Below are 26,081 nucleotides of genomic sequence, written 5' to 3'. Positions count from 1 at the left end.
TAAGGATATGAAGAGGTATCTAATTATCACTCTCGCTATTCTCTTTATGGCCCTGGGAGCGGTTAGCAGTGGGATATTATTTGCCGAGTGGCAAATCGGGAGAAACAGGACTGTTGAGATTTCCAATCCCTCAAATAATTTGCCCGAAGAACCTGAAGCAAAAGAATCCGATATGGTTACTTCTGAAGCTGAAAAGGAGACGAAGAATGATCCGGCTGATTCGGAACTGCAAACTAGCCCTGATTCCTTTTCCTTCGCAGTTATTGGTGATACCAGGAGTTTTAAAGAAAATGATCCTGACGGGGGTCTTCAGAAAGCTGTTAAGGGAATAAAAGAAAAAAATGTGGATTTAGTTCTCACCGTTGGAGATTTAATTTCTGGCTGTGATACCAGAAGTGATTGCGAAGATGAATTTGGCAGTTGGAAAAAGGTAATGGGTCCACTTCTTTCAAAGACATATGAGGTGGTAGGCAATCATGATCGCGTTGCGTTTCCGGAAATGGAAAATGTCTGGCAAAATTATTTTGATCTTCCCCTTAACGGTCCAGCGGGATTTAGTGAAAAAGTTTATTCTTTTGACTTCAAAAATTCTCACTTCGTGGTCCTGGACAGCGAAGAACCGGTGGAGCGTATTATTAATTCAACCCAGCGCGACTGGCTGGAAAAGGATTTGGAATCCAGCAAGGGAAAAAATATTTTTGTGTCTTTTCACGAGCCCGCTTTTCCAGTAGCCGCGAATATCGGTGAAAGCTTGGATGCGTACGAAAAGGAACGCGACGCGCTTTGGGATATACTTGTAAAATATGATGTAACCGCAGTTTTCTGCGGCCATGAGCATATTTACAGCCGCAAAAAAATAGGCAATATCTATCAAATTATGGTAGCTAACACTGATGTGGAAAGCTATGAAGCTCCACGCGCCGGAGTGGTTGAATATTATTATCAGGGAAAGCATTATGCGATAGTTCAAATAAATGGAGAAAAGATTACGCTAAAAGTTTATTCCGTTGACGGAAAACTTTTGGATTTTATCAATCTCTCCGGCTGAAGATAATTTAGGAAGGATTGTATTATAGTATAGGTATGAAAAAGTGCATAAATTACGAAAAGCTTGAAGGCGACACGCTCCAGTGCCAAACCTGCTCTCATTTTTGCCGGATCAAAGAGGGTCAAGTTGGAATTTGCGGTATTCGCCAGAACATCAAAGGAGAGTTATTTCTTCTGGCTTACGGGAGAGCTGTTGCCGCTCACGTTGACCCGGTGGAAAAGAAGCCCCTCTTTCACTTTTTGCCCGGGACTCTCGCTTATTCACTGGGCACGCTGGGATGCAATTTTCGTTGCGGTAATTGCCAGAATTTCGATATTTCTCAAATGTTCGGACACAAAGGCCAGGTAAAAAAGTACGGACGGCTGAATTGGGGCTATTCTCTCTCTCCGGAAGAAATTATTGACGAGGCAATTAAAAACAAATGCACCAGCGTCGCTTATACCTATAACGAACCAACAATCTGGCTGGAATACGCCCTGGACACGATGAAATTGGCTAGAAAATCTGGACTCAAAAATATCTGGGTTTCCAATGGCTTTATGTCTTCCCGCACGCTTGATGTTATCGTTCCGTATCTTGATGCGATCAATGTAGACATCAAATCATTCGATGACGATTTTTATCAGTCAAATTGCGGAGCCGGAGTCGCACCGGTTCTGGAGAATTGTAAAAGATTAGCTAAAGAAAAAATATGGCTGGAAGTTACGACTTTAGTTATCCCGACGCTTTCCGATGACGAAAAAATGCTTCGCAAAATCGCTCAATTTGTAAAAAAAGAACTGGGCGAATTTGTGCCCTGGCACGTGAGCGCTTTTTCCGGAGCCATTTCCTGGAAACTTCAAAATCTTCCTGATACGCCAGTTGAAAAAATAAAAAGGGCTTATGACATTGGCAAAAAGGAAGGATTAAAATATGTCTACGCGGGCAATGTTTGGGACAGAAATCTGGAAAGCACTTATTGCTCAAAGTGCGGCGAGTTGGTGATTGAAAGAACGGGCTACGAGGTGACGCGCTATGACAAAGACGGAAAATGTCCAAAATGCGGAGAGAAGATTGAAGGAATATTTTGAATGCTAATGGTCGCGAATTGAAAAACAATATTCGCGAATATAGTTCTAACATTAGTGACAATTAGTATGATAAGCTCTGCTTATATAACTCCTCATCCTCCGATTATCATTCCCGGCATCGGAAAGCCAGATGATTTAAAGTTGGTTTCGAAAACAATTGAAGCAATGGAGAAATTAAGAGAAGATCTGGAAAAGATAAATCCGGACACGATTTTAATAATTTCTCCCCACGCACCGACGGATTTTTCGGCGTTTGTGGTTAACTCCGCGCCGCGGTTGAGAGGAAGCTTGATTGATTTTGGCCTGGATCAGGATTTTGATTTTGAAAACAATCTTAATTTGGTGAAAAAAATCGCCGCTGCCGGCAACCGGGAAAACATCCCGGTCCATTTTCACGAAAGTTTCCTGGACCACGGAGCGCTGGTGCCACTTTATTATTTAACTGAAAATATAAAACCGAAAATAGTTCATCTTTCTTTTTCTCTTTTGAACTTTAAAAGTCATTATCGCTATGGGGAAATCATTGGCAGTGTTTGCGGGGAGGAAAAAAATAGAATCGCGATTGTTGCCAGCGGGGATTTGTCTCATCGTCTGACTGCCAGCGCCCCAGCCGGCTATTCTTCCTTGGGAAAGAAATTTGATGAAAAGCTTATGGAAATGCTTGCCAAAAAAGATATTTCTGGAATATTAAATCTCGATAAAAACTTCATTGACGAAGCTGGAGAGTGTGGATTGCGCTCAGTTATAATTCTTCTGGGTATTTTAAAAGATAAATACAATTTTTGCTGTCTTAATTACGAAGGGCCGTTTGGAGTCGGCTACTTAGTGGCCTCATTGTCTTGTTAGAGAATTATAAAGGGCTAATGGAGCTAATTGTTTGTGAATAAATACATTGAGCTTGCCAAGCAGGCAATAGAAGAATATGTGAAAAGCGGGAAGGTAATACTAGTGCCTACTGGTCTTCCCCAAGAATTCCATTCACGCCAAGCGGGCGTTTTTGTAACTATTCGCAAAGGGAGGGAACTGCGTGGCTGCATCGGTACTTATCTTTCAACAAAAGAAAACATCGCCAAAGAAATAATTGATAATGCCATATCAGCCTGCTCCCGAGATAACCGTTTTTATCCCATAGGCAAAGAAGAATTGCCAGGGTTAAACTATGAGGTGAGTATCTTGAGTAAACCCTCGCCGGTGAAGAATATAAAGACGCTAGATGCAGGAAAAAATGGTATTATAGTAAAGTGTGACGATGGACGATGCGGGCTGCTGCTTCCTGATCTTCCCGGCGTGGATACAGTTGATCAGCAGATTTTTATCGCCTGCCAGAAGGGAGGAATTAATCCTGCTGCTGATGGGTATGAACTTTACAGTTTCACAGTGGAAAAACATTCATAGTTATGGTACTATGAGATTGTCAATTAGCGCATTAGCGAATTTCTTAAAAAACCAATCAACTCGTTAACCTGTTAACTAGTTAATAAATAAATTAATATGGATCAACAAACACAACCCCAGCCGCCAGTCCAACAGCCGCCGGCCGCGCCTGCCAAAAAAAGCAAGGTGTGGCTTTGGATTCTGGGAGGATGCTTGGCAATCGTCGTTATTACTTTGATTGTCATTGGAGCCCTGGGTTGGTGGGGAGTGAAAAAAGTGAAGAAGGAAATTGACAAAGCCCAGCCGAAGCTTGAGCAGTTTAAAGAAGGTACTGAAGAGTGGCAAGGGCAATCCGAACAGTGGAAGAAAGATGCGGAAGAGTTTCAGAAGGAGATGGAAAAGTTGCAAAAGCAAGTGCCAAGTTCGCCAGGTGAAACGGGAAATGAAGCTGAACCGGAATAGGTTTAAGTAATTCAAGTTGGAAAAAGATTAAGGCACAAGATTCTTCTTGTGCCTTTAAGTTTGTTTCTAAGATTTCATCTTTACCAATTTGATCAGGGATATTCCCAGTTGTTGCAGCACTGCTCCCAGAGCGAACATTATAATCATGATTAGTATAAGAGTGAGAGCGGCCATAAAAAGAGCAGTTTCTTCCTTTTCTTTGTCATAGGGCGGGGGATAATCATTGGAATTTTTCCCCATAACGTACCTCCTTTTGTTTTAATTTACCAAGAATATAGCATAAATCCCGGATCTTTTCAAGTATTTAAAATAGTGCTAGAATTATTGTATGGAAAAGATAATTATGTACACCGACGGGGGATCGCGCGACAATCCCGGCCCGGCGGCGGTAGGAGTTTACATCGAAACACTTCATAAGCAATACGGCCACTTTATCGGCGAAAAGACCAATAATGAGGCGGAATACGAAGCTGTGATTTTGGGACTTCGGAAAATCAAGCAGGTTATCAGCAAGGAAAAAGCAAGGAAAGTAGAGGTGGCGTGTTTTCTGGATAGCGAATTCGTCACCAAACAGCTTAACCATGAGTATAAAGTAAAAGAGCCGGAACTTCAGCAGTTGTTCTTAACTGTCTGGAATTTGATGCTGGATTTTGGCAAAGTTACTTTTTCTCATATTCCCCGGGAAAAAAATAAAGTGGCTGACAAGCTGGTGAATGAAGCATTAGATGAAAAGGAGAGGCAGATCAGTTTATTGTAATTCCCAATTTCCAATAAAGTTTCCAATGTCAAAATTAAAAAATTTTTATAGTCAGATATTTATTTTCGTTAGCAATTAGAAATTTTCTATGTCCAAACCCAAGAAGTACACAATTTGGATAATAATACTACTCGTAATTGGAGCGGGTGGCTATTTTTTTCTGCGTCCTAAGGCGCCGGTGACGGTTTATACCACGGCAGATGTAACGCGGGGAAATCTGGCGCAGACGGTATCTGTGACGGGGACGCTCAACCCTGAAGAGCAGATAAATCTGACTTTCAAAACTACAGGCATACTTAAAAGCATCAATGTTGATGTGGACGATCAGGTCAAAAAAGGCCAGAAGTTAGCGACGATTGACACCGGATCGCTGCTTTCGCAACTCAAGCAAGCCGAGGAGGAAGTGACAGTGCAAAAAGAAACGCTGGATGATATGAAAAAAAGAGACGATACCTATAATCATGAACAGCGCCAGGCGCAAAGAGCCAATATAAAATCGTCCGAAGCCGCTGTCAATGCCATTCTAGACCAGTTGAAAGACGTGAATATGATTTCTTCGATTGACGGAATAGTGATCAGAAGAACTGCCGATCCAGGAGAAACCGTGGTTTTAAGTTTAAACAGTCCCGTGCTTACAATTGCGAAAAATAACGACTTGATTATTGAATCCAATGTTCCGGAATCCGATATTTTAAAATTAGTAATCGGGCAGAAAACCAGCGTGACATTAGACGCGCTAACGGCGCAGGATAAATTCGACGCGACTGTTTACAAAATCGATCCGGCTTCAACCGTAATTCAAGACGTGGTTTATTACCGGATAAAGCTAAAGTTTAATAATCTGGATCCGCGCTTCAAAGCTGGTATGAGCGCCAATGTTGATATTCACACGGCTGAAGCGGACAATGTTTTGATGATTCCGATGCGCGCCGTGCAGACGGAAGGAAATAATAAATTTGTCGAAGTATTGGATCCGGACGGAAAAACCACAACCAAAATTCAAATCCAGGCCGGTCTTGAAGGAGATGAAGGAATGGTGGAAGTAAAATCGGGCCTCTCGGAAGGGCAGAAGGTAGTAACGTTTACCAAGACGCAATAAGATAACTCGAATAACTCGAATTTTTGCTCGAATGATTCGAATGACAAATATTCGGGACATTCGGTTAATTATTCGTAATTCGGGTTAATTTTTTTTATGTCAAATTCACTAATTTCTGTCCAAAACCTTTGCAAAACTTATGATAATGAAGGTGTGAGGACTCCGGCCGTTTGCGGCGTCACATTCACCATTAATAAAGGCGAATTCGTGGCGATTATGGGGCCATCGGGCTCCGGAAAATCAACGCTCATGCAGGTTCTTGGGTTTTTAGACCGGCCAACGGATGGTGAATATCTGTTTGAAGGACGAAACACTTCCAAGTTTACCGAGGACGAATTAGCTGATTTGCGCAATCAGAAAATCGGTTTTGTTTTTCAAACTTTTAATTTATTGCCGAGAACTTCTGTTTTTGAAAATGTGGAGCTCCCGCTTCTCTATGACAGAAAAAAAGCGACCAAGCAAAGTAATGCGGAAAAAGTTATACGGGCTCTTAAGGCCGTGTCTATGGAGCATCGCGCTGGTTATCTTTCCAACCAATTGTCTGGCGGTGAAAAACAAAGAGTGGCGATCGCTCGCGCCTTAGTTTTGAATCCGGAAGTGATTTTTGCCGATGAGCCGACCGGGAATCTTGATTCCAAAACTGGAACGCAAATTATGAAAATTTTCCAGGAGCTTAATAATGAAGGACACACAATAATTCTAGTCACACATGAAACATTTACCGCCGAACACGCAAGGAGAATTTTGCGCGTCAAAGATGGAAATATTGTTTCTAATGAACCAGTGATAAATAAGAGAGTGGCAAAAGACGGCGAATTATTAAAATAGCATGACGCTCTGGAATCCTATTAAAATCTCATACAAAAATCTGATGGCGGCGAAGTGGCGCTCTTTTTTGACTGTGCTGGGAATTATTATTGGCGTGGCCTCGGTCATTATTGTCATGGCGATAGGAGCCAGCGCGCAACAGCTGATTCTGGATCAGGTGTCTGGTGTCGGTTCTAATCTCATCGGTATTCTGCCGGGCGGATCGGAAGAAAAAGGCCCGCCAGCCACCGTTTTCGGAACAATCATCACCACGCTAAAATATAGTGATCTAAAATCGATCTTAAACAAGGACAATGTGCCGGATGTCGTAAATGCTTCCGGCTATGTGACCGGTTCGGCTGTGGCCGAATATCGGGACAATAATTTTGCGGTGACTTTCCAGGGCGTAAGCCCGCAGCTGATCAATGTAGAGAATATTAAAGTGGCAGAAGGCAGATTTTTTATGCCCGAAGAAGAAACTAATCTGGCGCGGGTTGTGGTTTTAGGCGCGGACAGAGTCAGAGATTTTTTCCCCAATGAGGATCCAATCGGCAAAACGCTAACCATAAAGGATTTGAATTTTACGGTGGTCGGAATTTTAGAGAAAAAAGGATCGTCCGGTTTCTCCAACACCGACCAGAATATATTTGTGCCGCTTTTCACGGCGCAAAAATTAATCCTGGGAATTGATTATCTTAATTTTATCCGGGCTAAGATTAATAATCCGCAAAATTTGAATCAGACAGTCGCGGACATTAAAACCACGCTGCGGAACAATCATAATATCAAAGATCCAACCGATGACGATTTTTCAGTGCGCACCACGGCGCAGGCGCTTTCCATACTGACTAACATCACAGATGTTTTGAAATATTTTCTGACGTCAATCGCGGCTATTTCGCTTCTGGTCGGGGGAGTGGGAGTTATGAATATAATGCTCATCGCGGTCAATCAAAGAATCCGCGAAATCGGCTTGCGCAAAGCCGTAGGCGCGCGCAATTCCAGCATTATCACGCAATTTTTAGTAGAATCTGTTTTTATTACTCTAGTTGGAGGAATTTTGGGAATCATTTTGGGAATCCTAGTGTCTTATTTTGCGTCGGTGATTATCAACCGTCTGGGCTATGTCTGGCAATTTTTAATTACCGGACAATCAATCATCATTGCGACAACAGTAACAATTTTAATAGGCTTGATTTTTGGCATGTATCCGGCCAGAAAAGCGGCAAAAGTTTCACCGATGGAGGCGTTGAGATACGAATAATATGTTCCACGAAATTATCCTATCAGTAAAATTAGCATTTAAAAACCTCCGTTCCAACATCGGCCGGACGGTTTTGACGCTATTCGGAATTGTGATTGGGATTACTTCGGTGATTGTGATTATGTCCAGCGGGCAAGGAGTTAAAAGTTTCATTCTTGATCTAATTGGAACTTTCGGCAACGATGTGATCCAAGTTGAAGTTAAAGTGCCGGCAACCGGAAAGACTTCCACGCAAAATGCTTTAGGACAAGCGATGGGCATTCAGATTACAACTTTAAAACAAGAGGATGCGGATGCTATCGCAAAACTTCCCAATGTAGAGGCGCTGTATACGGCTAACTATACTCAGGAAATTTCCAGTTATCAGGGCGTGAAAAAGCGCACTTTACTTTTTGGAACCAGTGCCGGAGTTTTAGAAACGGATCCCGGTGTCAAAGTGACGGAAGGAAATTTTTTCACAGAGGCCGATGATCGCAGTCTAGCTCAGGTGGTGGTCGTTGGTCCCGATATCAAGCAAACTTTTTTTGGGGATACCGGGGCGATTGGAAAAGAAATAAAAATCGGCAATAAAAATTACAAAGTTGTCGGCGTCTTGGAAAAACGCGGGACATTCGGCGTAGTGAATTATGACGAATTGATTTATCTGCCGGTACGCACGCTTCAGAAAAAAATACTGGGCATAGATTATCTGCGCAATATTATAATCAAGGTCCAGGATGAAAATCTTTTGGATGCGACGTCGGCGGACATCACTGATACGATGCGCCGTCTTCACGGCATCACCGATCCGGACAAGGATGATTTTTCGGTCACATCTCTCAAGGAAGTGCAGGATATCATCGGCACGGTTTTTAACACAATAAATATTTTGCTTTTGGCGCTCACCTCCATTTCGCTGGTGGTTGGGGGAGTGGGGATTATGAATGTTATGTATGTGGCGGTGGTAGAACGCACATTTGAAATTGGACTGCGCAAAGCCGTAGGCGCGCGGTCAGGAGATATTCTCAAACAATTTTTGCTGGAAGCGATTTTTGTGACGCTGGCCGGGGGAATCGTGGGAATTATTTTCGGGTTTTTGTTTTTGTCGCTTTTGTCTTTGATTTTTGCCCGGCTGGGGTTCAATCTAGCGCTTGCCGTCACCTTGCAATCGGTTCTCATTGCCACCGGTTTTTCCGCGGCGGTGGGAATTCTTTTTGGATATTATCCGGCGCAGAAGGCATCGCAGTTAAGTCCAATGGAAGCTTTGCGGAAAGAGTAGGGCTATATTTTTAAGCATCTCTTGTTCATCAGCACCAATAACATCACAAAAATAGAAAAATGTCAACATTGCGCTGTTTGAGGCGGCATGTTAAACTATGAGGGTAAAAATTATTGGCTTTAACACTATGGAGAGCAAGAATACTCTTTCAAAGAAGAAAAAAGATCTCTATTTTGAGCTTGCCCTTTTTTTAATTCTGGGATTTTTGCTTGGAGTGGTGATAAAAACGGAAGCCATAAAGAGGATTACCGTCGGTTTTTATGACTATAAAATCTCTTCTCTGCGCCAGTCCTATGATATCAGCCAGATTCAGAAGAATTTAGCTGCAGAGGCAGAGGCCGGACAGCAGTCAAACTCAAGTCAGGCGGGTAATGGATCCTGCGGACAATAATTTTTTGCAGCGCATTAAAGTTGTAATAATTAAATAAATTTCGCTCCGGCAATTTTTGCTTAAGTTGAAATTTTACTTACAGAATGGAAGAAAATAAAAAAATAGAAGAAGCACCTGCTAAAGAGATGATAGAAGCAGATAAAAAGATAAAAAATCTGATTGCTTTGTCTATTCTTTTGGGCGGCTTGTTTATCGGAAGTATTTTTGTCGATGTGGCGCAGCTGTTGAAAGGGAATGGATTTTCCCAGCGGGTGCTCAATAAAACAGATGTGTTTACTCTGGACGGGAAAACCTGGGTGGCTTATTCCGAGCCGATTGTGAAAATCCAGGTGATTACCGACGACAGTTGCGAAAATTGCCAGCCGGACCAGGCGCTGGTGTGGCTCCGTAGGGTTGTTCCCACAATTCTGACTCAAAAAGTTGATCTAAACTCACCCGAAGGAAAAGATCTGATAGCTAAAACCGGTGTCAAAACCGTTCCAGCTTTTATATTTTCGTCTGACGTGGAAAAGACCGATTTTTACCAGCAAGCCAGTGCTCTATTTGAAAAGAAAAATAACCAGTTCCTGTTGCGCACAGCGGAACTGGGACTGCAGCCGGGAAAATATCTTGAAATCCCCTCAATTTCTGAGAATGACATCCAAGTCGGAAATAAAGAGGCAAAAGTAAAAATTGTTGAATTTTCCGATTTTCAGTGCCCTTATTGCCGGGCTTTTCACTTAAACTCCATAAGCAAGGCAATCAGGGACTATGGAGACAAAATATTGTTTGTCTATAAGCAATTTCCGCTGGAATTCCACTTGCAGGCGGAAAACGCGGCCCTTGCTTCCGAATGCGCCAATGAGCAGGGTAAGTCATTGCCGTATGTTGATAAATTATTTGAGGACCAGAGTAATTGGGGCAAGTTGGAGGGAACGCAAAAATTCAAGAGCTACGCGCTTCAACTCGGCCTAAATTCCTCCCAGTTTAATCAGTGTCTGGACAGCAAGAAATATCAGGATAAAGTGAATCGGGATAAAGAAGAAGCGAGAAGCTTCGGAATTGGAGGAACTCCCTCAACTTTCATCAATGATCAGTTTATGAACGGAGTGATTGCGTATGATGAGATAAAGAAATTAATTGACGAGCAGCTGGCGAAATAAGCAAGATCATTTTTCAGTAATATCTATCAGGAGGCGGGGAAATCAAAGTGCCCGCCTCTTTTGTTATGTCTACTAAATACTAATCACATACAAATATACTAATTTTTAGCGTATATTTTAAATTTTAAGGCAATTATGTTATAATTTATTTATTCGTATATTAGTATATGATTAGTAATTAGTAGGGAAATCATGAAGTTTAACAAAGACACTTTTGAAATTATCTTTTTTGCGCGAGCGGGACAAGGAGCCAAAACCGCTGCTGAAATTATTGTTCAAGCAGCAGTTAGGGAGGGAAAATATGTTCAGGCCTTCCCTTTTTTCGGGCCGGAAAGAAGTGGCGCTCCGACGAGAGCTTATGTTCGCGTCTCTTCCGAACCAATCAGGACTCACGAGCCGGTAATTGACCCGGACGCGGTGGTAGTTTTGGATGAAACTCTTTTAGGAAGTGAAAAAGTAGCGGAAAATTTGGACCGCCACGAGTCATTAATAATTAATACTAAGAGAAACAGAGAAGAAATAGCGCAAATGGTAAAGAACTTTCAAGGGAGAATTTATCCCATTGACGCGACGGGACTGGCGCTTGCAGTCATTGGCCAGCCGAATACCAATTCGGTAGTCCTGGGGAAAATTGTTCAGATTACCGAGGTAGTCAAACTGGAAAGTATAACTCACGAGTTTAGAAAAATTTTTGAAAAGAAGATCGGGAAAGAAATGACAGAGAAAAATGTAAGAGCGATTCAGGAAGGATATGACGCGATTTGATCTTTACGAATTACTAATCAAGTACGAATATACTTAGTAAATAAATTCGTAATTAGTAAAGAAACACATGGAACAAGATGCAGTCATAAAACACAACATAGAAAAAGCTCCGCGAACCGGCAATTGGCGGTATATGAAGCCAGTAGTGAACAAAAAAAAGTGCGTCGGCTGCGGCACGTGTGTTAAATATTGTCCGGAAGCAGCTATAGAATTAGCGGCAAGCGATAAGCGACAAGCAGCAAAGAATAAAAAAGTGGCGGAAATTGATTACGATTTTTGCAAAGGATGCGGGGTTTGTGCAGCAGAATGCCCGCAAAAGGCGATAGTAATGATTAAAGAATAAATTACTAGTACATGATACATAATACTAAAAAACGTGTAGCGTTGACGGGTGGAGCAGCAGCGGCCGAGGCCCTGCGGCAGATTGATCCGGATGTGATGCCGGTTTATCCGATCACTCCCCAGACACCGATTATTGAGACCTTTGCTAAATTTCAGGCTGAAGCGTTAGTAGGCACAGAAATCATTCCGGTGGAATCGGAACATTCTATGATGAGCGCCTGCGTGGGTGCGTCGGCTGCGGGAGCACGCACGGTGACAGCGACCAGTTCCCAGGGATTGGCCCTAATGAATGAAGTTCTTTATATCGCCAGCGGCCTTCGCCTTCCGATTCTGATGCTGGTTTCCGCCCGAGCTCTCTCCGCTCCGATTAATATCCACTGCGACCACAGTGATGTTATGGGAGCGCGCGACGCCGGCTGGATTCAAATTTTTTCGGAGAATGTCCAGGAAGCGTATGATAATACCCTGATCGGCATGAAACTGGCAGAAATTATGAAACTTCCCGTAATGGTTGTAATGGATGGGTTTATTACATCGCATAGCGTGGAAAATTTGGAGATTCTGCCGGACAATATCGTAAAAAAATTTGTCGGGGAATACCAGCCGGAAAAATATCTTTTGAATATTTCCGATCCGGTGACTTTCGGACCGGTGGCACTTCCCAATTCTTATTTTGAATTCAAAAAAGGCCAGGAAGAAGCGATGCAAAACGTTTTTGGAGAATATCAAAAGATTGCCGCTGAATTTAAGCGTATTTCCGGAAGGCATTATGATTTATTGGAAAGTTATCGGGTCGCAACTGCGGATTATGTTATTGTCGCGGCGGGCTCGACTGCCGGGACGATAAAAGTGGCAGCAGACAATCTTCGCTCTCAAGGGATAAAAGCGGGATTGGTGAAAATCAAGCTCTTTCGCCCGTTTCCTTATAAAGAGATTGCCAGGGTTATCAAAAACGCCAAGGGTATTGCTGTTTTAGACCGCGCGCTTTCGCCGGGAACTCACCCGCCAATTTATCAAGAAGTATTAAATAGCATGTATCAAGTATCAAGTATAAATAAAAATAAATCATACTTTATACATGATACAAAATACTTTATACAATCCTACGTTTACGGTCTTGGCGGCCGGGAAATTTTTCAAAAAGATATTGAAGAAGTTTTTGAAGATTTAGCTGATGGAGATAAAGCCGGTGAAATTAGATATATAGGAAATAAAAATTAAGCGATATTCGTATATTCGTACACAATTCGTAATTCGTAGAGAATCTCATGAACAAAAAACTAACTGAAAAATTGGCTCCCGGGCACAGCACTTGCGCCGGATGCGGAATTCCGGCGATTTTCAGAACGGTTCTTGGGGCAACCGATAAGCCGGTAATTGTAGCCAATGCTACCGGGTGTGGTGAGGTAACTACAACGCTTTATCCATATACTGCCTGGAGAGTACCTTATATCCACAACGCCTTTGAAAACGCGGCAGTGACTGCATCAGGAATAGAATCTGCCCAGAAGGTGCTACTAAAAAAAGGAAAGGTAAAGAGACAAGCTAAAATTGTCGTCTTTGCCGGCGATGGTGGAACATACGATATTGGCCTGCAATCACTTTCCGGCGCGCTGGAGCGAGGTCATAATTTCCTTTATGTTTGCTATGACAATCAGGGCTATATGAACACCGGTGGCCAGCGATCAAGCGCCTCGCCATACGGCGCTTCAACAGAAACCACGCCGTTTGGAGTGCATGATATCGGAAATGAACTCACCCGGAAAGATATCATGCAAATTGTGGATGCCCATCACGTGAAATACGCGGCCCAAGCCAATGTGGCTTATCTTGAAGATTTAGAGCAAAAAGCTAAAAAGGCCTTAGCGACAGAAGGACCGGCATTTTTATTGGTCCTTCAGCCCTGCACTAATTTGTGGAAATTTCCCACTTCGCAATACGTGAATGTCGGCCGGCTGGCAACAGAAACCAATTTCTGGCCGCTTTATGAAATAGAAAAAAGGAGATACGTAATTAATTACTTACCTAAAAGTCCGAAACCGGTGGAAGAATTTTTGAAAACCCAGGGAAGATTCAAGCATTTATTTAAGCCGGAAAATAAGAAGGTCATTGAAAAGATTCAGGGAATGGTGGATGAGAGATGGAAGGAACTTCTTGATAAAAGTAAAAAATAGCGTTATAATGATTAAACTGCCCACGTAGCTCAGTTGGTAGAGCGATGCATTCGTAACGCATAGGTCGTCAGTTCAATCCTGACCGTGGGCTCAAAGATCTGGCGGGGCAATGCACTTTAATTAAAAGTAATTTACTACAGTATTTCAGTATACTGTAGTAAAAATTATCACGCTTAAATAATTTGTAATTTGTAGGAGCTTATGAAAACATTCATCTGTGAAATATGCGGTGATGCGTATATTGGCTTAGAGAAGCCAAAAAATTGCCCTTTTTGCGGAGCGAGAGAAAATTTTATCAAACCTGGTAGCGAAGCTAAGCCGATAGTCAATGAAAAAATTGATTTAAGCGAGCAGTCTATTAAGAATCTTAAAGCAACTTATGATCTTGAAATAAGAGCTGTTGCTATTTATACCTGCATGGCTGGGAAAGCCAAATCCTACGAAATAAAAGCAATGTATAAGCGCTTGGCTAAAGTAGAAATGGAGCACGCGGTAATAGTAACGAAGTTGCTTCAGACCGAACGGCCGGTGATTGGCGAAGAATCCTGCGATGACGAAGATATTGAGAATTTCAAAAAGACGATAGTCCTAGAAGAAAACGCAGCTAATTTGTATAAGCAGTTTATGCAAGAAGCGGAGGAGCAAAACATAAAAATTTTGTTCACCGCGCTTTCACAAGCGGAAGAAGATCATATCGAGTTGATTAAGAATTATTTAAAATAGCTTTTAGGATTTAGCTTTTTAGCATCTTAGATTCCTAACAGCTTTTATAAGTATCTAATAAGCTACAAGCTAACAAGCTACAACCTGATTCATGGTTTGGCTTTACACCTTATCGTCAGTCATAATTATCAGCTTAATTTCGCTCGTCGGAATTTTTACTTTTTCTCTTGATCAGAAAAAATTAGCTCGGGTCTTAATTTATCTCGTGAGTTTTTCCGCCGGCACGCTGCTCGGTGACGCTTTTATCCATCTTATTCCGGAGGCCTACGGAAATACGGCTCCTTTGCACGTTTCTCTTTATATTTTATCCGGTATTATTATATTTTTTATATTAGAAAAGTTCATTCACTGGAGGCATTGCCACGTGGTTGCTTCTGCCGAACATCCCCACCCGTTTTCTTATATTATTTTGGCTGGAGACACATTGCATAATTTCATTGATGGCTTGATAATTGCAGCGAGTTTTCTGGTTAGTATCCCCGTCGGTATTGCTACCACACTGGCGGTAGTTTTTCATGAAATTCCCCAAGAAGTGGGGGACTTTGGTTCGCTGGTCTACGGAGGATTTTCACGATTAAAGGCCTTGGCATTTAATTTTCTTACTGCTCTGGCGGCAGTAGCCGGAGCATTGTTAGTACTGGCCATAAGTGGGCAAGTCGGTTTTTTGGTTAATTTTCTTGTTCCTTTCGCCGCCGGAGGATTTATTTATATTGCCAGCACTGATTTGATTCCGGAGCTTCACAAAGATACGGAACCGAAAAAATCATTTTGGCAATTAATCACTTTCATCTTAGGAATCGGATTAATGTTTGCACTTCTCTTACTTGATTAAATAGAACCTTCTTGTTATTATTTGGCTTATGAGAGAGCTCCAAGAAAAACTTCAAATACTCAAGAATAAACTCCCGCTTTTGCGGGACTGTCTTTGATGTTTCCGGAAAGACGCGGAAAATCGCGGACTTAGAGAAAATTGGCGCGGATAAGGATTTTTGGAATGATCGGGAAAAAGCCGCGAAGATATTAAAAGAGCTAGAATTACTCAGGGATGAAGTTGGAGGACTGGAAAAACTGGAAAATCAGTTGAAAGAACTTGAGGAACTTTTGAGTATCGCGGCTTCAGAAAAAGACCGTGATGAATTAGAAAAGCAGGTTTCGGATTTAGAAAAGAAAATAAATAAGCTTGAATTCCAGGCACTTTTAGGAGGATCCTATGACAGAAACGATGTGATTCTGTCCATTCACGCCGGCGCCGGAGGAGTAGACGCCCAGGACTGGGCGGAAATGCTTCTTCGGATGTATCTCCGCTGGGTGGAGAAAAATAATTTTAAAGCAAAAATTCTTGATGAATCACGGGGAGGGGAGGCGGGGATAAAAAGCGCAACAGCAGAAATCGAAGGTCCCTACGCTTATGGAAACCTGAAAAGCGAGGCCGGCGTCCACCGGCTGGTCCGGCTTTCCCCATTTAACGCTGATAATCTTCGCCAGACATCTTTTGCATTAGTAGAGGTTTTGCCGGTAATCGGGGAAATAAAAGAAGTGGCAATAAGCAATAAAGATCTTAAAATAGACACTTACCGATCTTCGGGCGCCGGCGGCCAAAGCGTAAATAAAACCGACAGCGCCGTGCGCATTACCCATTTTCCCACCGGCATTGTCGTAAGCATGCAAAACGAGCGCTCCCAGACGCAGAATAAAGAACAGGCAATGAAAGTGCTTACCGCCAAACTTCACCAAAAATATCTTGAAGACCAAGAAAAAGAAAAGCATAAATTAAGGGGAGAGTTCAAAAGCGCCGAGTGGGGAAATCAAATTCGCTCCTATGTGCTCCATCCGTATAAATTAGTAAAAGACCATCGGACAAAGTATGAGACCGCTAATCCGGAAAAAGTGCTGGACGGGGAATTAAATGAGTTTACTGAAGCGTATCTTCGGTTTGCGGCAAGAGAACATTGGTGATAAAATAATATCAGTATGATTAAATTTGAAAACGTTTCAAAGATATTTCCCGGCGATTTTATCGCCCTGGAGGGTATTAACCTTAAAATTGGACAGGGAGAATTCGTTTCCATTGTCGGACAAAGCGGAGCGGGAAAATCCACCCTGCTAAAACTAATTTATGCCGAAGAGCAGCCGACTTCAGGGCAGGTTTATTTCAATGACCGGCCACTGGATACCATCAAGAAAAGGCATCTTCCTTATTATCGCCGCAACATCGGAACGATTTTTCAGGACTTTAAACTTCTTCCTCAGCGAACCGTATTTGAAAATGTCGCCTACGCGCTTGAGGTAGCTGGGGAACCAGCCGAAGAAATTGCGGAAAAAGTTCCCAGCATTCTGGATATCGTGGGATTGGGCGACAAAATGGAAAAATATCCCTGGCAGCTCTCTGGCGGGGAACAGCAAAAAAACTCAATTGCCCGCGCCCTGGTTCACCGGCCACTGGTCATTATTGCCGATGAACCGACGGGAAATTTGGATCCGATTTCCTCCTGGGATGTCATTCAGCTGCTTCTCAAGATAAACAGCTTGGGCACTACCGTGCTTCTGGCCACTCACAACAAGGACATCGTGGATAAAATTAACCGGCGAGTAGTGGCCATGGACAGAGGAAGAATTATCAGAGATCATAAAAAAGGAAAATACGCAATATGAAACGCACAAAGCTATTAAAACTCTGGAGAACGTTTAAAGAAGGGCTGAAAAATTTTTACCGCAACGGCTGGCTGAGTTTTGCGACAGTCAGCATCCTGACCATCTCCCTTTATATTTTGAGCATTACTATTCTAGTCGGGATTTCCACCGACTCCATTTTGAAAAGCGTTGAGGACAAGATAAACGTCAGTATTTATTTTAATCCAGAGGTAAAAGAAGAAAGAATTCTGGAAATCAAAGATAAACTCACTGGCTATCGGGAAATTAAATCAATTGATTATGTTTCGAAAGATCAAGCGCTCAAAGAATTTTTGGCCAGCGGAAACAATGACCCTTCCATTACCCAGGCGCTGGAGGAAATAGGGGAGAACCCCTTGCTGGCAGCCCTTGTCATCAGGGCGCATCAGTCGGAACAATACGGAATCATCGCTCAAGCTATTGAGCAGTCGAATTTTCGAGAGGAGATAAGCCGGATTAATTATGAAAAAAACAGGACGGCTATTGAACGGCTTAATAATCTGATACGCCTCGCGGAAAGAGTCGGGTTCGTGCTGGGATCCATTTTTATAATTATCGCTGTGCTGATTACCTTTAATACCATTCGTCTGACTATTTATTCGCACCGGCAGGAATTTGAAATTATGCGCCTCGTTGGCGCCTCCAACATGTATGTGCGGATGCCGTATGTCTTCGAAGGGATATTATATGGACTTTTCTCCGCCGTCGGCGCGCTTCTTTTGCTTTTTATCACTGTTGCTTTTACGGATCCCATTATCCAAAAAATTATGGCTGGAGCGAGTGTGGAATCGCTTTATTTCCAGTATTTCGGGCTGATCGCGCTGTTCCTTTTCGCGTCGGGAATAATTTTGGGAATAGTCAGTGGTTTTATTGCGATTAGAAGATATCTGAAAGTGTAAGGTAAAGCTAGAGCTTAAAGTTGATTTTTGGCATATTTTGAGATACGATAAAACAAGCAGCAATGCTTGTTTTAGTATTTTGGGGAGTAGCTCCGTCAAAGGCGGACAGGCAAGCGGCCCGTCTCGTCCGAGGCGTCCTTGCCGAGGCGGATAAGGCACAAGGTTTATTATGAGTCCAACAGTTTATTTGCTTCTGAGCCAAAAAGACAAGAAATCATATCTGGGATCAACAGACAATTTAGAAAAAAGATTAAATGATCATAGTTTTGGAAAGTGCAAATCTACTAAAAATAGAAGACCCTTAAAATTGATCTATAAGGAGGAATTAAAAACTTTGCGCGAGGCAAGGATTAGAGAAAAATATTTGAAATCAAGAAAGGGGAGAAAAGAGTTAAAAAATATTTTTAAAAATTTAGACATTGGGGAGTAGCCAAGCGGTAAGGCAACGGACTCTGGATCCGTGATCGTAGGTCCGAATCCTACCTCCCCAACTGTAGTAAAAGTTTTTTATGCGTATTGCCATTCAAGCGGCGGATTTAGACCACAAAAGAATAGACGGCACCAGGGTCTATCTGCTTAATGTTCTCAAGTGGCTCGGAAAAATTTCTCCGGCTGATGAATTTTTGATTTACCACCGCCGGGATTTTAACCCCGAACTTTGTCCGCCCAATTTTCCTAATTACCGCTTTAAAAAAGCGGATTTTCCTTTTTTTTGGACCCAGACCCGCTTTGCCCGGGAGCTTTGCAAAGACAAACCGGATGTTCTCTGGATGCCAATGCATAATATCCCGATTTTAAGAAGAAAAGGCCTAAAAACAGTTGTTACCATTCATGATTTGGCGTTTAAATATTTCTCCGATCATTTCCCCAAAAAAGAATTGCTGAAACTGAACTTTCTGGCGGATTTGGCCATAAAAAAATCGGATAAAATTATCGCTGTCTCCCAGTCAACTAAAAGAGACATTCTAAAATTTTATCCTGGTATTAAGGAAGAAAAGGTTCGCGTAATTTACCATGGGTTCGACAGTGAATTATTTCAGAAAGAAATATCAGAAGATAAAATTAAAAAGGTACTAAAAAGCTACCACCTGCAAGCTAAAAGCTATATACTGTATGTCGGCGCCATCCAGCCGCGCAAGAATCTGGAAACTCTTATTGAGACCTTTAATTTTATCAAAAAAGAAAAACCTGAGCTAAAGCTGGTTTTGGCCGGCGAGAAAGCGTGGCTGTGGGAAGGAATAATTGAAAAAATTGAAAAAAGTCCTTACCAGAAGGACATTATTTTGACCGGGGGAATAAGCTTTGAGGAGCTGGCTGTTCTTTATCAAAACGCCGCTCTTTTTGTTTTCCCTTCTCTTTACGAGGGTTTTGGCATTCCTGTTTTGGAGGCCTTTGCCGCCGGGGTGCCGGTAGTCTGCAGCCGGAATTCCAGTTTACCGGAAGTGAGCGGCGACGCGGCATTATATTTTTCCGGAAGCGACATGAAGGAATTAGCCGACACGATTACAAGGACCTTGAAGGACGAAGGCCTAAAAAGCAGTTTGATATCCAAAGGACTTGAACAACTCAAAAAATTTTCCTGGGAAAAGTGCGCCCGGGAAACGCTTGAATATCTTAAATCGTAGAAGTAGCTGGAAGTTTCGCTACTGGCTGTCAGAAGAAAAAATAAGTTTGTAAAAATAAAGAAATATCAAAAATGTTGCCGGCACGATAACGGCGATCGCGATCATACTGAATTTGAAAAGAGAAAGAGAGATAAGGAGCAAAAACAATATAGTCAGAGCAAGCAATAACTTGCTTTTTTTCATCTCGTTTTCTCGAAAAGTAAAGTTGTATTTTTTCCCCAGATACGATATCGCGGCAATGACAATCAAAATAGGCAGGGTAATTTTAGTAAGACCGATATGGCTGGAAATTATTCCCGGAATGACATTTTCAGCTATCAATACCGCAAGGTAAAAAATAATCAGCACCAATAAGGCGTCGTTGAGAAGCTTATAGGCAAGCGCGGCTAAATTATTTTTTTGGCTGTTGTTTTCCGGCATAACGCATAATTAGTTTTTTATAAATGTCAGATAGCTGCAGGCGGAGATTTTGCCAGGTTACTGTTTTTTTGAGCACCACATTCATATTATTGACTCTCGCGTCCGAATCCAGTTTTAGCGTGAACTGGTAGGTATTTCCAAGAATGGACTGGAGGTTTTTTATTGAGACCCCGCATCCATAGACCTCGGAAAAAAAAGCGGTTTTTTTCAAATCGCATTGATTTACTTCCAGCCCTTTTTCCTGGACAATCACCGGGTTTCTGTTTAGGTATGACCCAATAACAGCCGTCCCGATAAGCTCGTGCCTTTCCCCGTTTTGGATGTAGTAATATCTTCCCGAATCCTGGCCGGCGAAGATCGTTCCGTCAGGATGGGGATCGTTAACGTAAAAAATTTTTTGCTTTTCATAAATTCCTATTTCCTCCATGCTGGCCGGTATCACGTCGTTCCAGTCAAAGCCCATTGAATCAAAAGTCAGAGGATCCAAAATGGGAAAGATTTTATTGCCGCTGGCAATAAACACGGATTCAGCATTAGATAAAAGAGTTCCGTCACTAAATCCGATATAATTTTCATCTACCTCGTATCTTTTAAGAAAATTTTCATCTTTTTCTATGGCTTTGTCGGGAGAATATTGATTAAAAAAGGCCTTTTCGCTGATGAATTTCCGGAGCCGTTGGTTTTTAAGCTGGTAAAATTCGCCGGAAATTTTAAAAATAGTGTCGTCGGGATATTCTAATGAGCTGGTAACTTCATCACCCTTCTCGTTGTAAGCGGTTTCTTGTTCTAGGACATCCTTAAATGAATTTAAGTTATAACCCAGTTCTCTCGCAATTTTTAAAGAAGAAAACTTTCTTAGCTTTCCTTGAGAAATGATGAAATAGCCGCTTTTGTTTTTGATTAAGCCCCCGTCCTTTAGTCCCAGAGGATTGCTTAAAGGATAAAAAAATGACCGGAACGATTTTTTGACAGTTACAATTCCACCCTTTATTGGCAGGGAGTCCTTTTCTAAGAAAAGGTTGGTTTCGGCTTGGGAATAACTTTCAAAGGTCGAGATGTAGAAGATTAACTGATCTCCGGCCTTAATTTGTCCCTGTTCAGGGAGAATATTTTGGGAATTTCTCGGGTCGGTGATGGTGTTTTTTGACGACTGGGGCGAGCGGAAGAAAAAAGAAAATGATTGAGAGGGAAAAAGAAGAAGATAGGAAAAATATAAAGCTCCCACGGCAAAAGCCAGATACATCAGCCAGCGCAAAAGCTGGTACCAAATTTTCCAGCGCGGCTCCAATTCAATCTCTTTGGTTAAATCAAACATATTTAAAAATTATGAATATTATTCCCTGCTTATTTCAAAAATTTTTCCTTTAACTTCAATAATCTTTTTATCAGGCAGAATAACCAACGGCTTTTGGTTTTCTTCGACGGTTAATCTTTGCGTTTTCAGATTATAGTCCCTGAAAAATTTTAGCTTCTTTCCCGAGTCGCTGTTTTCGTAGAATCCGATATTTTCTTCCGGAACTATGAGATATGTTCTGTTAAATTTCTCCTGATTAATTTTTTCCAGATCAGAGGGATTGAAAAAATAAACCGCGTTTTTCCCAAGGAGAAAACTAAGCGGTCCGCTTATCATTGCCCAGCTGTCGCCGCTGGCTTGCCGATCAACTAAAACCAAATCCCGGGCTGAAAAATTTTGGCTCAACTCCGCAGTTTGTTTTAGCAGGTCTTTATTTTCCGAAAAAGTCGCGAATTTGAGAAAAGACGGGAGATTAAATAGCAGTAAAATAACGATAACCAACACGAAAAGCAACTTTTTTCTTTTATTTCTGCCTTCTTCTTTCCAGATTGCCAAAAATAAAATTGAATAAAAAATAAAAGCCGGCAAAATAGAAAAAACAAATCTTCTTAGCATCCAGGGGTGATCGGGAGAAATATTGGAATTAATTAAATACCAGAAAGAGGGAAGAACAATAAATAGCGGTACCATAATTTCCCACTCCCTCTTTTTTAAAAAGTAAATAATTCCAATGGTCCCCAAAATGAAAAAGGAAAACAACCCGTAAATTAGAAACACTTGCAAAAAATAGGAAACAGTTAGCCCTATGCCGGCTTTTGTTTCCAATGAACCAGAGGAAAAAGTTGTCAGCAGGGCTCTGGCCATTTCTTTATAAAAATAGATATCTTTGGTGAAATTCCAAAATAACAAACCCGCCAGAATAATCAGGGGAATTATAATTTTTCGTAAAAGATCATTCTTGATATAATCTCTGGTTTTTGAAAAAAAGAAAATCACAGCCAGTCCGGTTGCCAGAAATAAAATTCCCTCTATCCGGACGAAAACTAAAAGAAACGCCGAGGAGATATAAAAAAAGTAATTCAGATTGTCTTGTTTTCTCAAAAAATTCAGCAGAGCAAAAATTGAAATCCAAAGAATTGCCAGCGCCATATTTTCGGAGAGTGTAAATTTAAAAAACCAGGAAAAAGAAAAGGAAGTAAATGTCAAAAGCAGAAGAAGCAGAGAAGGCGATTTATCGGAAAATAAACGAGCAAGAATATAAAAGGATAATAAAAAAAGAAAAAGCAGGACTGCATTTGCAACTATTAACCCGATAAGGCCGAAAAGCGAATAAAAGATTGCCAGCCAGGATATATAGGGAAAGGGGAACTGGGTAACTAAATTTCCATTGGGAGTGTAATAAAATCCCGGAAAATTAAGAGCTTTGCCGGAAGCACTTGCCCCGCACCAAATAGAGGCGATTTTCGATTCGAGGAAATTTTTATTACCGCGATCTTTATTCCAATTATTTATGCAGTTTGCGAATTTATATTTTGGTGCGGGGTAGATTTTAAAAAACTCGGAGCTGGCGGGAGTGGAAAATTCAAGCCGGTGATTTTGAGCCAGACGCACCGCGGCTTCGCTGATGGCGCCCTGGTCGCGGCCGGAAAAAATTGTCGGAGTAGCGAAAAAAGAAAAAATAGTCACTGCCATAAAAATGAAAAGAGAAACGCCGACAATTTCTTTAGGCATCCGAAACCCCGGTTTTTTAACAAAATAGTAAACTGAAACTGGTATTGCCAAGATAAAATAGGCGATGATCAGTCCAATATAAAAGAAACCGGCGAGCGCCAGGATGAATCCCAGCCATCCCAAAAAGACCCAAAAAAGAGCAAAAATTATGAAAATCCGATTATCGCCAAAGGCATTGTTTTCGTTTCCCATGACTCCCATTATATCCGGATTCGGGCGGTTTGCAAAGGAACGCTGGCTGGTCTAAAATGGAAGAAAGGAGCTAAAAAACAGAGAAAAATACATAAAATGAAAAAAGACAATTTTTTTGTCTGGTATTGGAGTAGGGGAATAAGTGAATTTCTGGAAATCTGGAAAAATCTTCTTTCTTTTTTTTGGCGCTATTTCTCGATGACTAAACTCACTGCCACTCTTTTTTCTCCTTGGAAAAGAGACGTAGTTTTTCGCTATTGGCTTGGATGGAAACCTTTAAAATCACTGGAAATTCTGGTTGACAACTTTTTTTCGCGCTTCATCGGCTTTTTAATGCGTTTGGCAGTCGTCACAACCGGCCTGGTTGTAACTGTCAGTTTTTTTCTCGGAGGACTAATACTGCTTTTTATCTGGCTTTCCTGGCCAATCCTTTTTTTATTAGTTTTGGCTAAAGCAATAGCAGGAAGCGTAATGGCGCAGCTTGAGGCGCTGGTCTTGTTTCTTTTTGGCCTCCTTTTTTATCTTCTCTATCACGACTCGCTTCAGATTCCTTATATCCAAATGAGCGCCAAAGAATTATTCAAGAAAAAGTGGCTTGAACGTGTCGCTAACCGCCTCGGGATGGCGAAAAAGGAAATAAATAAGAATATTTTTGAAAATTCTAAGTCACTAGCTTCTTTTCTGAAATCGCTGGATTTAAACAGCGGGGATTTTGAAATGATTGTCGCTTGGGAAGCAGGAGCGAGACAAAAAAAAGAAAACAAGAAAAAGTTCTGGCTCAAGGAAAATCTGGATAAAATATCACCAATCGGAAAACACTGGGCCTATGCTTATACTCCCCACCTCGATGAATATGCGACTGATCTTTCTCGGGTAGATCCGACGGAGTATTGCGGCCGGGAACTTATCGGCCGGCAGGAAGAATTAGAAGTGGTCAAGTTGGTTTTGATGCGTCCGGTTCAAAGCAGCACCCTTTTAGTAGGGGATTCGGGATCGGGAAAGAAAAATTTAGTTCATTATCTTGCCGGACTTATTCGCCACGGCCAAATTGATTACCTGCTCAGCGACAGCCGAATTTTATTGTTTGATATTGGCAGAGTTATTTCCAATGTTTTGAGCGAGGGAAAAGATGTTGATAATGTTCTTCACGCGATGTTTCATGAAGCAGCTTATGCGGGAAACGTGATTTTGTTTCTTGAAAATATTGAGAATTATTTAGGAAAAGGAGACAGCATGTTTCATCCTGATATCTCAGCGGTAATGAGTCAGTATCTGGCATTGCCAAGCTTTAGGGTTATTGCCACCTCGACGCAAAAAGAATATCACAATCTGGTTGAAAAACATGAGCAGTTTATGAAATACCTTGAGGTAGTGGAAATGAAAGAGCCGACCGAGCAGGAAACACTGGAAATACTGCTTCAGGATTTTGAAAAAATGGAGGAAAGAAGAGTTGTATTTACGCTCAAAGCCATTCAGTATATTGTTGCATCATCCGGCCGGTATCATTGGGAAGTTCCTTTGCCGGAACGGGCTCTTGATCTGGCGATGGAAGTGCTGATATTCTGGCAAAAAAATCCGGGAACTTATTTTATTACTACCGAAACCGTTGATAAATTTCTTGAGCTAAAGACAGGAATGCCCCACGGGGAAGTGCGTCAGGAAGAAAGAGGAAAACTTCTCAATCTTGAAGAGTTTCTCCATCGACGAGTAATAGGTCAGGAAGAGGCCGTTCGCCAGGTGGCTGAGGCCTTGCGAAGGGCCAGAACCGGCATTGGAAGAACTCAACGGCCGGTTGGAAGCTTTCTGTTTCTAGGACCTACCGGAGTGGGAAAGACGGAGACCGCCAAGGCCTTGGCTGAGGTTTATTATGGAGGTGAAGAAAAAATGATCCGGCTGGATATGAGCGAATTTCAAAGCCCAACGTCCCTTGACCGGCTAATCGGGTCCAGCGAGCTGAATCAGCCCGGCCGACTTACTTCCGCCGTCAAGGATCATCCGTTTTCTTTACTTCTTTTGGACGAAGTTGAGAAGGCCTATCCGAATGTTTTAGACATATTTTTACAGATTCTGGATGAAGGATATGTAACGGATGCTTTTGGGGAAAAAATCAGTTTCCGCAACATTATTGTCATTGCCACTTCTAACGCCGGAGCGCCGCTTATCAAGAATATGATAGAGGAGGGAAGGGAACCGGAAGAAATCAAGAAAAAGCTTATCGACTATGTGGTTGCAAATGGCATCTTTCGCTTGGAGCTTCTTAATCGCTTTGATGACATCATCTTTTTTCAGCCGCTTGAGGGCAACGTGCTGCGGAGTGTCGCGCAGATGATAATGAAGAAATTCGCCAGGCGCCTGCAGGAAGAAAAGAATATAGAAATAGAATTTGATGACGGAGTGGTGGATAAAGTAATAAGCTCCGGTTATGATCCTATTTTTGGAGCCAGGTCCCTCCAGCGCCACGTGGAAGACAAGATTGAGGATCTGGTAGCCAAAGAAATGATTGCCGGAAAAGTGAAGAAAGGGGAAGTGATAAAGGTTTCCACCGAGAATTAACTGGCATTTTAACTTGCGAAA

General features: G+C 42.0%; 28 protein-coding genes and 2 tRNA genes. 26 read left to right on the top strand and 4 right to left on the bottom strand.

Going from position 1 to position 26,081, the window contains the following annotated elements; genetic code table 11:
* The first annotated feature begins 7 nt into the window (after positions 1 to 7).
* The 5 genes from NT136_03200 to NT136_03180 all read left to right on the top strand — a co-directional run bounded on the left by NT136_03200 (position 8) and on the right by NT136_03180 (position 3,954).
* Positions 8 to 1,048, top strand: coding sequence for a metallophosphoesterase (locus NT136_03200; GenBank protein MCX6765940.1), 1,041 nt, complete (start codon positions 8 to 10; stop codon positions 1,046 to 1,048).
* A gap of 35 nt (positions 1,049 to 1,083) precedes the next feature.
* Positions 1,084 to 2,118: an AmmeMemoRadiSam system radical SAM enzyme gene (gene amrS / locus NT136_03195; protein MCX6765939.1), complete on the top strand. Its 1,035-nt coding sequence runs from the start codon at positions 1,084 to 1,086 to the stop codon at positions 2,116 to 2,118.
* 66 nt (positions 2,119 to 2,184) lie between these two features.
* Entirely contained in the window at positions 2,185 to 2,964 is a 780-nt protein-coding gene (locus NT136_03190; protein MCX6765938.1) for a class III extradiol dioxygenase subunit B-like domain-containing protein, read from the top strand.
* A 33-nt stretch (positions 2,965 to 2,997) separates the two neighbouring features.
* Positions 2,998 to 3,513 carry an AmmeMemoRadiSam system protein A gene (amrA, locus tag NT136_03185; GenBank protein MCX6765937.1) on the top strand — a complete coding sequence of 172 codons (516 nt, stop codon included), beginning with the start codon at positions 2,998 to 3,000 and terminating at the stop codon, positions 3,511 to 3,513.
* A 96-nt stretch (positions 3,514 to 3,609) separates the two neighbouring features.
* Positions 3,610 to 3,954 carry a hypothetical protein gene (locus NT136_03180; GenBank protein ID MCX6765936.1) on the top strand — a complete coding sequence of 115 codons (345 nt, stop codon included), beginning with the start codon at positions 3,610 to 3,612 and terminating at the stop codon, positions 3,952 to 3,954.
* A gap of 66 nt (positions 3,955 to 4,020) precedes the next feature.
* Here the strand turns inward: NT136_03180 and NT136_03175 are convergent, their stop codons facing one another.
* The gene (locus tag NT136_03175; protein MCX6765935.1) at positions 4,021 to 4,194 is read right to left on the bottom strand and encodes a hypothetical protein; all 174 of its coding nucleotides are present in this window, start codon (positions 4,192 to 4,194) and stop codon (positions 4,021 to 4,023) included.
* A gap of 88 nt (positions 4,195 to 4,282) precedes the next feature.
* On the opposite strand from NT136_03175, the gene NT136_03170 reads away from it, so the two are divergent.
* The 20 genes from NT136_03170 to NT136_03075 all read left to right on the top strand — a co-directional run bounded on the left by NT136_03170 (position 4,283) and on the right by NT136_03075 (position 19,870).
* Positions 4,283 to 4,711 carry a ribonuclease HI family protein gene (locus NT136_03170; GenBank protein MCX6765934.1) on the top strand — a complete coding sequence of 143 codons (429 nt, stop codon included), beginning with the start codon at positions 4,283 to 4,285 and terminating at the stop codon, positions 4,709 to 4,711.
* A gap of 88 nt (positions 4,712 to 4,799) precedes the next feature.
* Positions 4,800 to 5,810, top strand: coding sequence for an efflux RND transporter periplasmic adaptor subunit (locus tag NT136_03165; protein ID MCX6765933.1), 1,011 nt, complete (start codon positions 4,800 to 4,802; stop codon positions 5,808 to 5,810).
* A 96-nt stretch (positions 5,811 to 5,906) separates the two neighbouring features.
* Positions 5,907 to 6,638 (top strand): ABC transporter ATP-binding protein, encoded by a 732-nt coding sequence (locus NT136_03160; GenBank protein ID MCX6765932.1) that lies wholly within the window; start codon positions 5,907 to 5,909, stop codon positions 6,636 to 6,638.
* Position 6,639: 1 nt separating this feature from the next.
* Complete coding sequence (locus tag NT136_03155; protein MCX6765931.1) at positions 6,640 to 7,881, top strand: ABC transporter permease; 1,242 nt, start codon at positions 6,640 to 6,642, stop codon at positions 7,879 to 7,881.
* Position 7,882: 1 nt separating this feature from the next.
* Positions 7,883 to 9,139, top strand: coding sequence for an ABC transporter permease (locus NT136_03150; protein ID MCX6765930.1), 1,257 nt, complete (start codon positions 7,883 to 7,885; stop codon positions 9,137 to 9,139).
* 97 nt (positions 9,140 to 9,236) lie between these two features.
* The gene (locus NT136_03145; protein MCX6765929.1) at positions 9,237 to 9,530 is read left to right on the top strand and encodes a hypothetical protein; all 294 of its coding nucleotides are present in this window, start codon (positions 9,237 to 9,239) and stop codon (positions 9,528 to 9,530) included.
* A gap of 83 nt (positions 9,531 to 9,613) precedes the next feature.
* Positions 9,614 to 10,672, top strand: a complete 1,059-nt coding sequence (locus NT136_03140; protein MCX6765928.1) for a DsbA family protein — start codon at positions 9,614 to 9,616, stop codon at positions 10,670 to 10,672.
* 192 nt (positions 10,673 to 10,864) lie between these two features.
* Positions 10,865 to 11,437: a 2-oxoacid:acceptor oxidoreductase family protein gene (locus tag NT136_03135; protein ID MCX6765927.1), complete on the top strand. Its 573-nt coding sequence runs from the start codon at positions 10,865 to 10,867 to the stop codon at positions 11,435 to 11,437.
* A 67-nt stretch (positions 11,438 to 11,504) separates the two neighbouring features.
* On the top strand, positions 11,505 to 11,780 hold the full coding sequence (locus NT136_03130) for a 4Fe-4S binding protein (GenBank protein ID MCX6765926.1): 276 nt from the start codon (positions 11,505 to 11,507) through the stop codon (positions 11,778 to 11,780).
* Between the two features lie 11 nt (positions 11,781 to 11,791).
* Positions 11,792 to 13,000 (top strand): pyruvate ferredoxin oxidoreductase, encoded by a 1,209-nt coding sequence (porA, locus tag NT136_03125; GenBank protein MCX6765925.1) that lies wholly within the window; start codon positions 11,792 to 11,794, stop codon positions 12,998 to 13,000.
* Positions 13,001 to 13,047: 47 nt separating this feature from the next.
* Positions 13,048 to 13,953, top strand: coding sequence for a thiamine pyrophosphate-dependent enzyme (locus tag NT136_03120; protein ID MCX6765924.1), 906 nt, complete (start codon positions 13,048 to 13,050; stop codon positions 13,951 to 13,953).
* Positions 13,954 to 13,971: 18 nt separating this feature from the next.
* Positions 13,972 to 14,044: transfer RNA gene (locus NT136_03115), tRNA-Thr, on the top strand.
* A gap of 110 nt (positions 14,045 to 14,154) precedes the next feature.
* Positions 14,155 to 14,676 carry a hypothetical protein gene (locus tag NT136_03110; protein MCX6765923.1) on the top strand — a complete coding sequence of 174 codons (522 nt, stop codon included), beginning with the start codon at positions 14,155 to 14,157 and terminating at the stop codon, positions 14,674 to 14,676.
* A 91-nt stretch (positions 14,677 to 14,767) separates the two neighbouring features.
* Positions 14,768 to 15,508 (top strand): ZIP family metal transporter, encoded by a 741-nt coding sequence (locus NT136_03105; protein ID MCX6765922.1) that lies wholly within the window; start codon positions 14,768 to 14,770, stop codon positions 15,506 to 15,508.
* 28 nt (positions 15,509 to 15,536) lie between these two features.
* Positions 15,537 to 16,632, top strand: a protein-coding gene (gene prfB / locus NT136_03100; GenBank protein MCX6765921.1) for a peptide chain release factor 2 whose coding sequence is annotated in 2 segments (ribosomal slippage) — positions 15,537 to 15,602 and positions 15,604 to 16,632 — 1,095 coding nt in all. Because the reading frame shifts where the segments join, the coding sequence is not laid out codon by codon here.
* Positions 16,633 to 16,647: 15 nt separating this feature from the next.
* Positions 16,648 to 17,328 carry a cell division ATP-binding protein FtsE gene (gene ftsE / locus NT136_03095; protein MCX6765920.1) on the top strand — a complete coding sequence of 227 codons (681 nt, stop codon included), beginning with the start codon at positions 16,648 to 16,650 and terminating at the stop codon, positions 17,326 to 17,328.
* Entirely contained in the window at positions 17,325 to 18,245 is a 921-nt protein-coding gene (locus NT136_03090) for a permease-like cell division protein FtsX (GenBank protein ID MCX6765919.1), read from the top strand. Before ftsE ends, NT136_03090 begins: the two co-directional genes overlap by 4 nt.
* Positions 18,246 to 18,414: 169 nt before the next feature.
* On the top strand, positions 18,415 to 18,675 hold the full coding sequence (locus tag NT136_03085; GenBank protein MCX6765918.1) for a GIY-YIG nuclease family protein: 261 nt from the start codon (positions 18,415 to 18,417) through the stop codon (positions 18,673 to 18,675).
* Positions 18,666 to 18,736: transfer RNA gene (locus NT136_03080), tRNA-Gln, on the top strand. Before NT136_03085 ends, NT136_03080 begins: the two co-directional genes overlap by 10 nt.
* 18 nt (positions 18,737 to 18,754) lie before the next feature.
* Positions 18,755 to 19,870 (top strand): glycosyltransferase family 1 protein, encoded by a 1,116-nt coding sequence (locus NT136_03075; GenBank protein ID MCX6765917.1) that lies wholly within the window; start codon positions 18,755 to 18,757, stop codon positions 19,868 to 19,870.
* An 18-nt stretch (positions 19,871 to 19,888) separates the two neighbouring features.
* Here the strand turns inward: NT136_03075 and NT136_03070 are convergent, their stop codons facing one another.
* The 3 genes from NT136_03070 to NT136_03060 are packed head-to-tail and all read right to left on the bottom strand — an operon-like array spanning position 19,889 to position 23,507.
* Positions 19,889 to 20,290 (bottom strand): hypothetical protein, encoded by a 402-nt coding sequence (locus NT136_03070; protein ID MCX6765916.1) that lies wholly within the window; start codon positions 20,288 to 20,290, stop codon positions 19,889 to 19,891.
* Entirely contained in the window at positions 20,262 to 21,605 is a 1,344-nt protein-coding gene (locus NT136_03065) for a hypothetical protein (protein MCX6765915.1), read from the bottom strand. The genes NT136_03070 and NT136_03065 overlap by 29 nt, the downstream gene beginning before the upstream one ends.
* A gap of 18 nt (positions 21,606 to 21,623) precedes the next feature.
* On the bottom strand, positions 21,624 to 23,507 hold the full coding sequence (locus NT136_03060; protein MCX6765914.1) for a hypothetical protein: 1,884 nt from the start codon (positions 23,505 to 23,507) through the stop codon (positions 21,624 to 21,626).
* A 96-nt stretch (positions 23,508 to 23,603) separates the two neighbouring features.
* Here NT136_03060 and NT136_03055 point away from each other — a divergent pair, with 96 nt between their 5' ends.
* Positions 23,604 to 26,060: an AAA family ATPase gene (locus NT136_03055; protein ID MCX6765913.1), complete on the top strand. Its 2,457-nt coding sequence runs from the start codon at positions 23,604 to 23,606 to the stop codon at positions 26,058 to 26,060.
* The last annotated feature ends 21 nt before the right edge of the window (positions 26,061 to 26,081 follow it).

Source organism: Candidatus Moraniibacteriota bacterium, assembly GCA_026396275.1.
Lineage (GTDB): Bacteria > Patescibacteriota > Minisyncoccia > Moranbacterales > JAPLXC01 > JAPLXC01.
Note: the sequence above shows the minus strand (reverse complement) of the source record. Positions and strands in the feature narration are given on the sequence as shown.

Excerpts from the sequence above, each read along its gene's own strand:
- NT136_03055 (MCX6765913.1), top strand. The coding sequence starts at position 23,604 with ATGAAAAAAGACAATTTTTTTGTCTGGTATTGGAGTAGGGGAATAAGT.
- NT136_03120 (MCX6765924.1), top strand. The coding sequence starts at position 13,048 with ATGAACAAAAAACTAACTGAAAAATTGGCTCCCGGGCACAGCACTTGC.
- NT136_03085 (MCX6765918.1), top strand. The coding sequence starts at position 18,415 with ATGAGTCCAACAGTTTATTTGCTTCTGAGCCAAAAAGACAAGAAATCA.
- porA (MCX6765925.1), top strand. The coding sequence starts at position 11,792 with ATGATACATAATACTAAAAAACGTGTAGCGTTGACGGGTGGAGCAGCA.
- NT136_03105 (MCX6765922.1), top strand. The coding sequence starts at position 14,768 with ATGGTTTGGCTTTACACCTTATCGTCAGTCATAATTATCAGCTTAATT.
- NT136_03130 (MCX6765926.1), top strand. The coding sequence starts at position 11,505 with ATGGAACAAGATGCAGTCATAAAACACAACATAGAAAAAGCTCCGCGA.
- NT136_03150 (MCX6765930.1), top strand. The coding sequence starts at position 7,883 with ATGTTCCACGAAATTATCCTATCAGTAAAATTAGCATTTAAAAACCTC.
- NT136_03180 (MCX6765936.1), top strand. The coding sequence starts at position 3,610 with ATGGATCAACAAACACAACCCCAGCCGCCAGTCCAACAGCCGCCGGCC.
- NT136_03155 (MCX6765931.1), top strand. The coding sequence starts at position 6,640 with ATGACGCTCTGGAATCCTATTAAAATCTCATACAAAAATCTGATGGCG.
- NT136_03165 (MCX6765933.1), top strand. The coding sequence starts at position 4,800 with ATGTCCAAACCCAAGAAGTACACAATTTGGATAATAATACTACTCGTA.
- NT136_03145 (MCX6765929.1), top strand. The coding sequence starts at position 9,237 with ATGAGGGTAAAAATTATTGGCTTTAACACTATGGAGAGCAAGAATACT.
- NT136_03135 (MCX6765927.1), top strand. The coding sequence starts at position 10,865 with ATGAAGTTTAACAAAGACACTTTTGAAATTATCTTTTTTGCGCGAGCG.
- NT136_03200 (MCX6765940.1), top strand. The coding sequence starts at position 8 with ATGAAGAGGTATCTAATTATCACTCTCGCTATTCTCTTTATGGCCCTG.
- NT136_03160 (MCX6765932.1), top strand. The coding sequence starts at position 5,907 with ATGTCAAATTCACTAATTTCTGTCCAAAACCTTTGCAAAACTTATGAT.
- NT136_03140 (MCX6765928.1), top strand. The coding sequence starts at position 9,614 with ATGGAAGAAAATAAAAAAATAGAAGAAGCACCTGCTAAAGAGATGATA.
- amrS (MCX6765939.1), top strand. The coding sequence starts at position 1,084 with ATGAAAAAGTGCATAAATTACGAAAAGCTTGAAGGCGACACGCTCCAG.
- NT136_03170 (MCX6765934.1), top strand. The coding sequence starts at position 4,283 with ATGGAAAAGATAATTATGTACACCGACGGGGGATCGCGCGACAATCCC.
- NT136_03060 (MCX6765914.1), bottom strand. The coding sequence starts at position 23,507 with ATGGGAAACGAAAACAATGCCTTTGGCGATAATCGGATTTTCATAATT.
- NT136_03090 (MCX6765919.1), top strand. The coding sequence starts at position 17,325 with ATGAAACGCACAAAGCTATTAAAACTCTGGAGAACGTTTAAAGAAGGG.
- NT136_03190 (MCX6765938.1), top strand. The coding sequence starts at position 2,185 with ATGATAAGCTCTGCTTATATAACTCCTCATCCTCCGATTATCATTCCC.
- NT136_03065 (MCX6765915.1), bottom strand. The coding sequence starts at position 21,605 with ATGTTTGATTTAACCAAAGAGATTGAATTGGAGCCGCGCTGGAAAATT.
- NT136_03075 (MCX6765917.1), top strand. The coding sequence starts at position 18,755 with ATGCGTATTGCCATTCAAGCGGCGGATTTAGACCACAAAAGAATAGAC.
- NT136_03175 (MCX6765935.1), bottom strand. The coding sequence starts at position 4,194 with ATGGGGAAAAATTCCAATGATTATCCCCCGCCCTATGACAAAGAAAAG.
- NT136_03110 (MCX6765923.1), top strand. The coding sequence starts at position 14,155 with ATGAAAACATTCATCTGTGAAATATGCGGTGATGCGTATATTGGCTTA.
- ftsE (MCX6765920.1), top strand. The coding sequence starts at position 16,648 with ATGATTAAATTTGAAAACGTTTCAAAGATATTTCCCGGCGATTTTATC.
- NT136_03070 (MCX6765916.1), bottom strand. The coding sequence starts at position 20,290 with ATGCCGGAAAACAACAGCCAAAAAAATAATTTAGCCGCGCTTGCCTAT.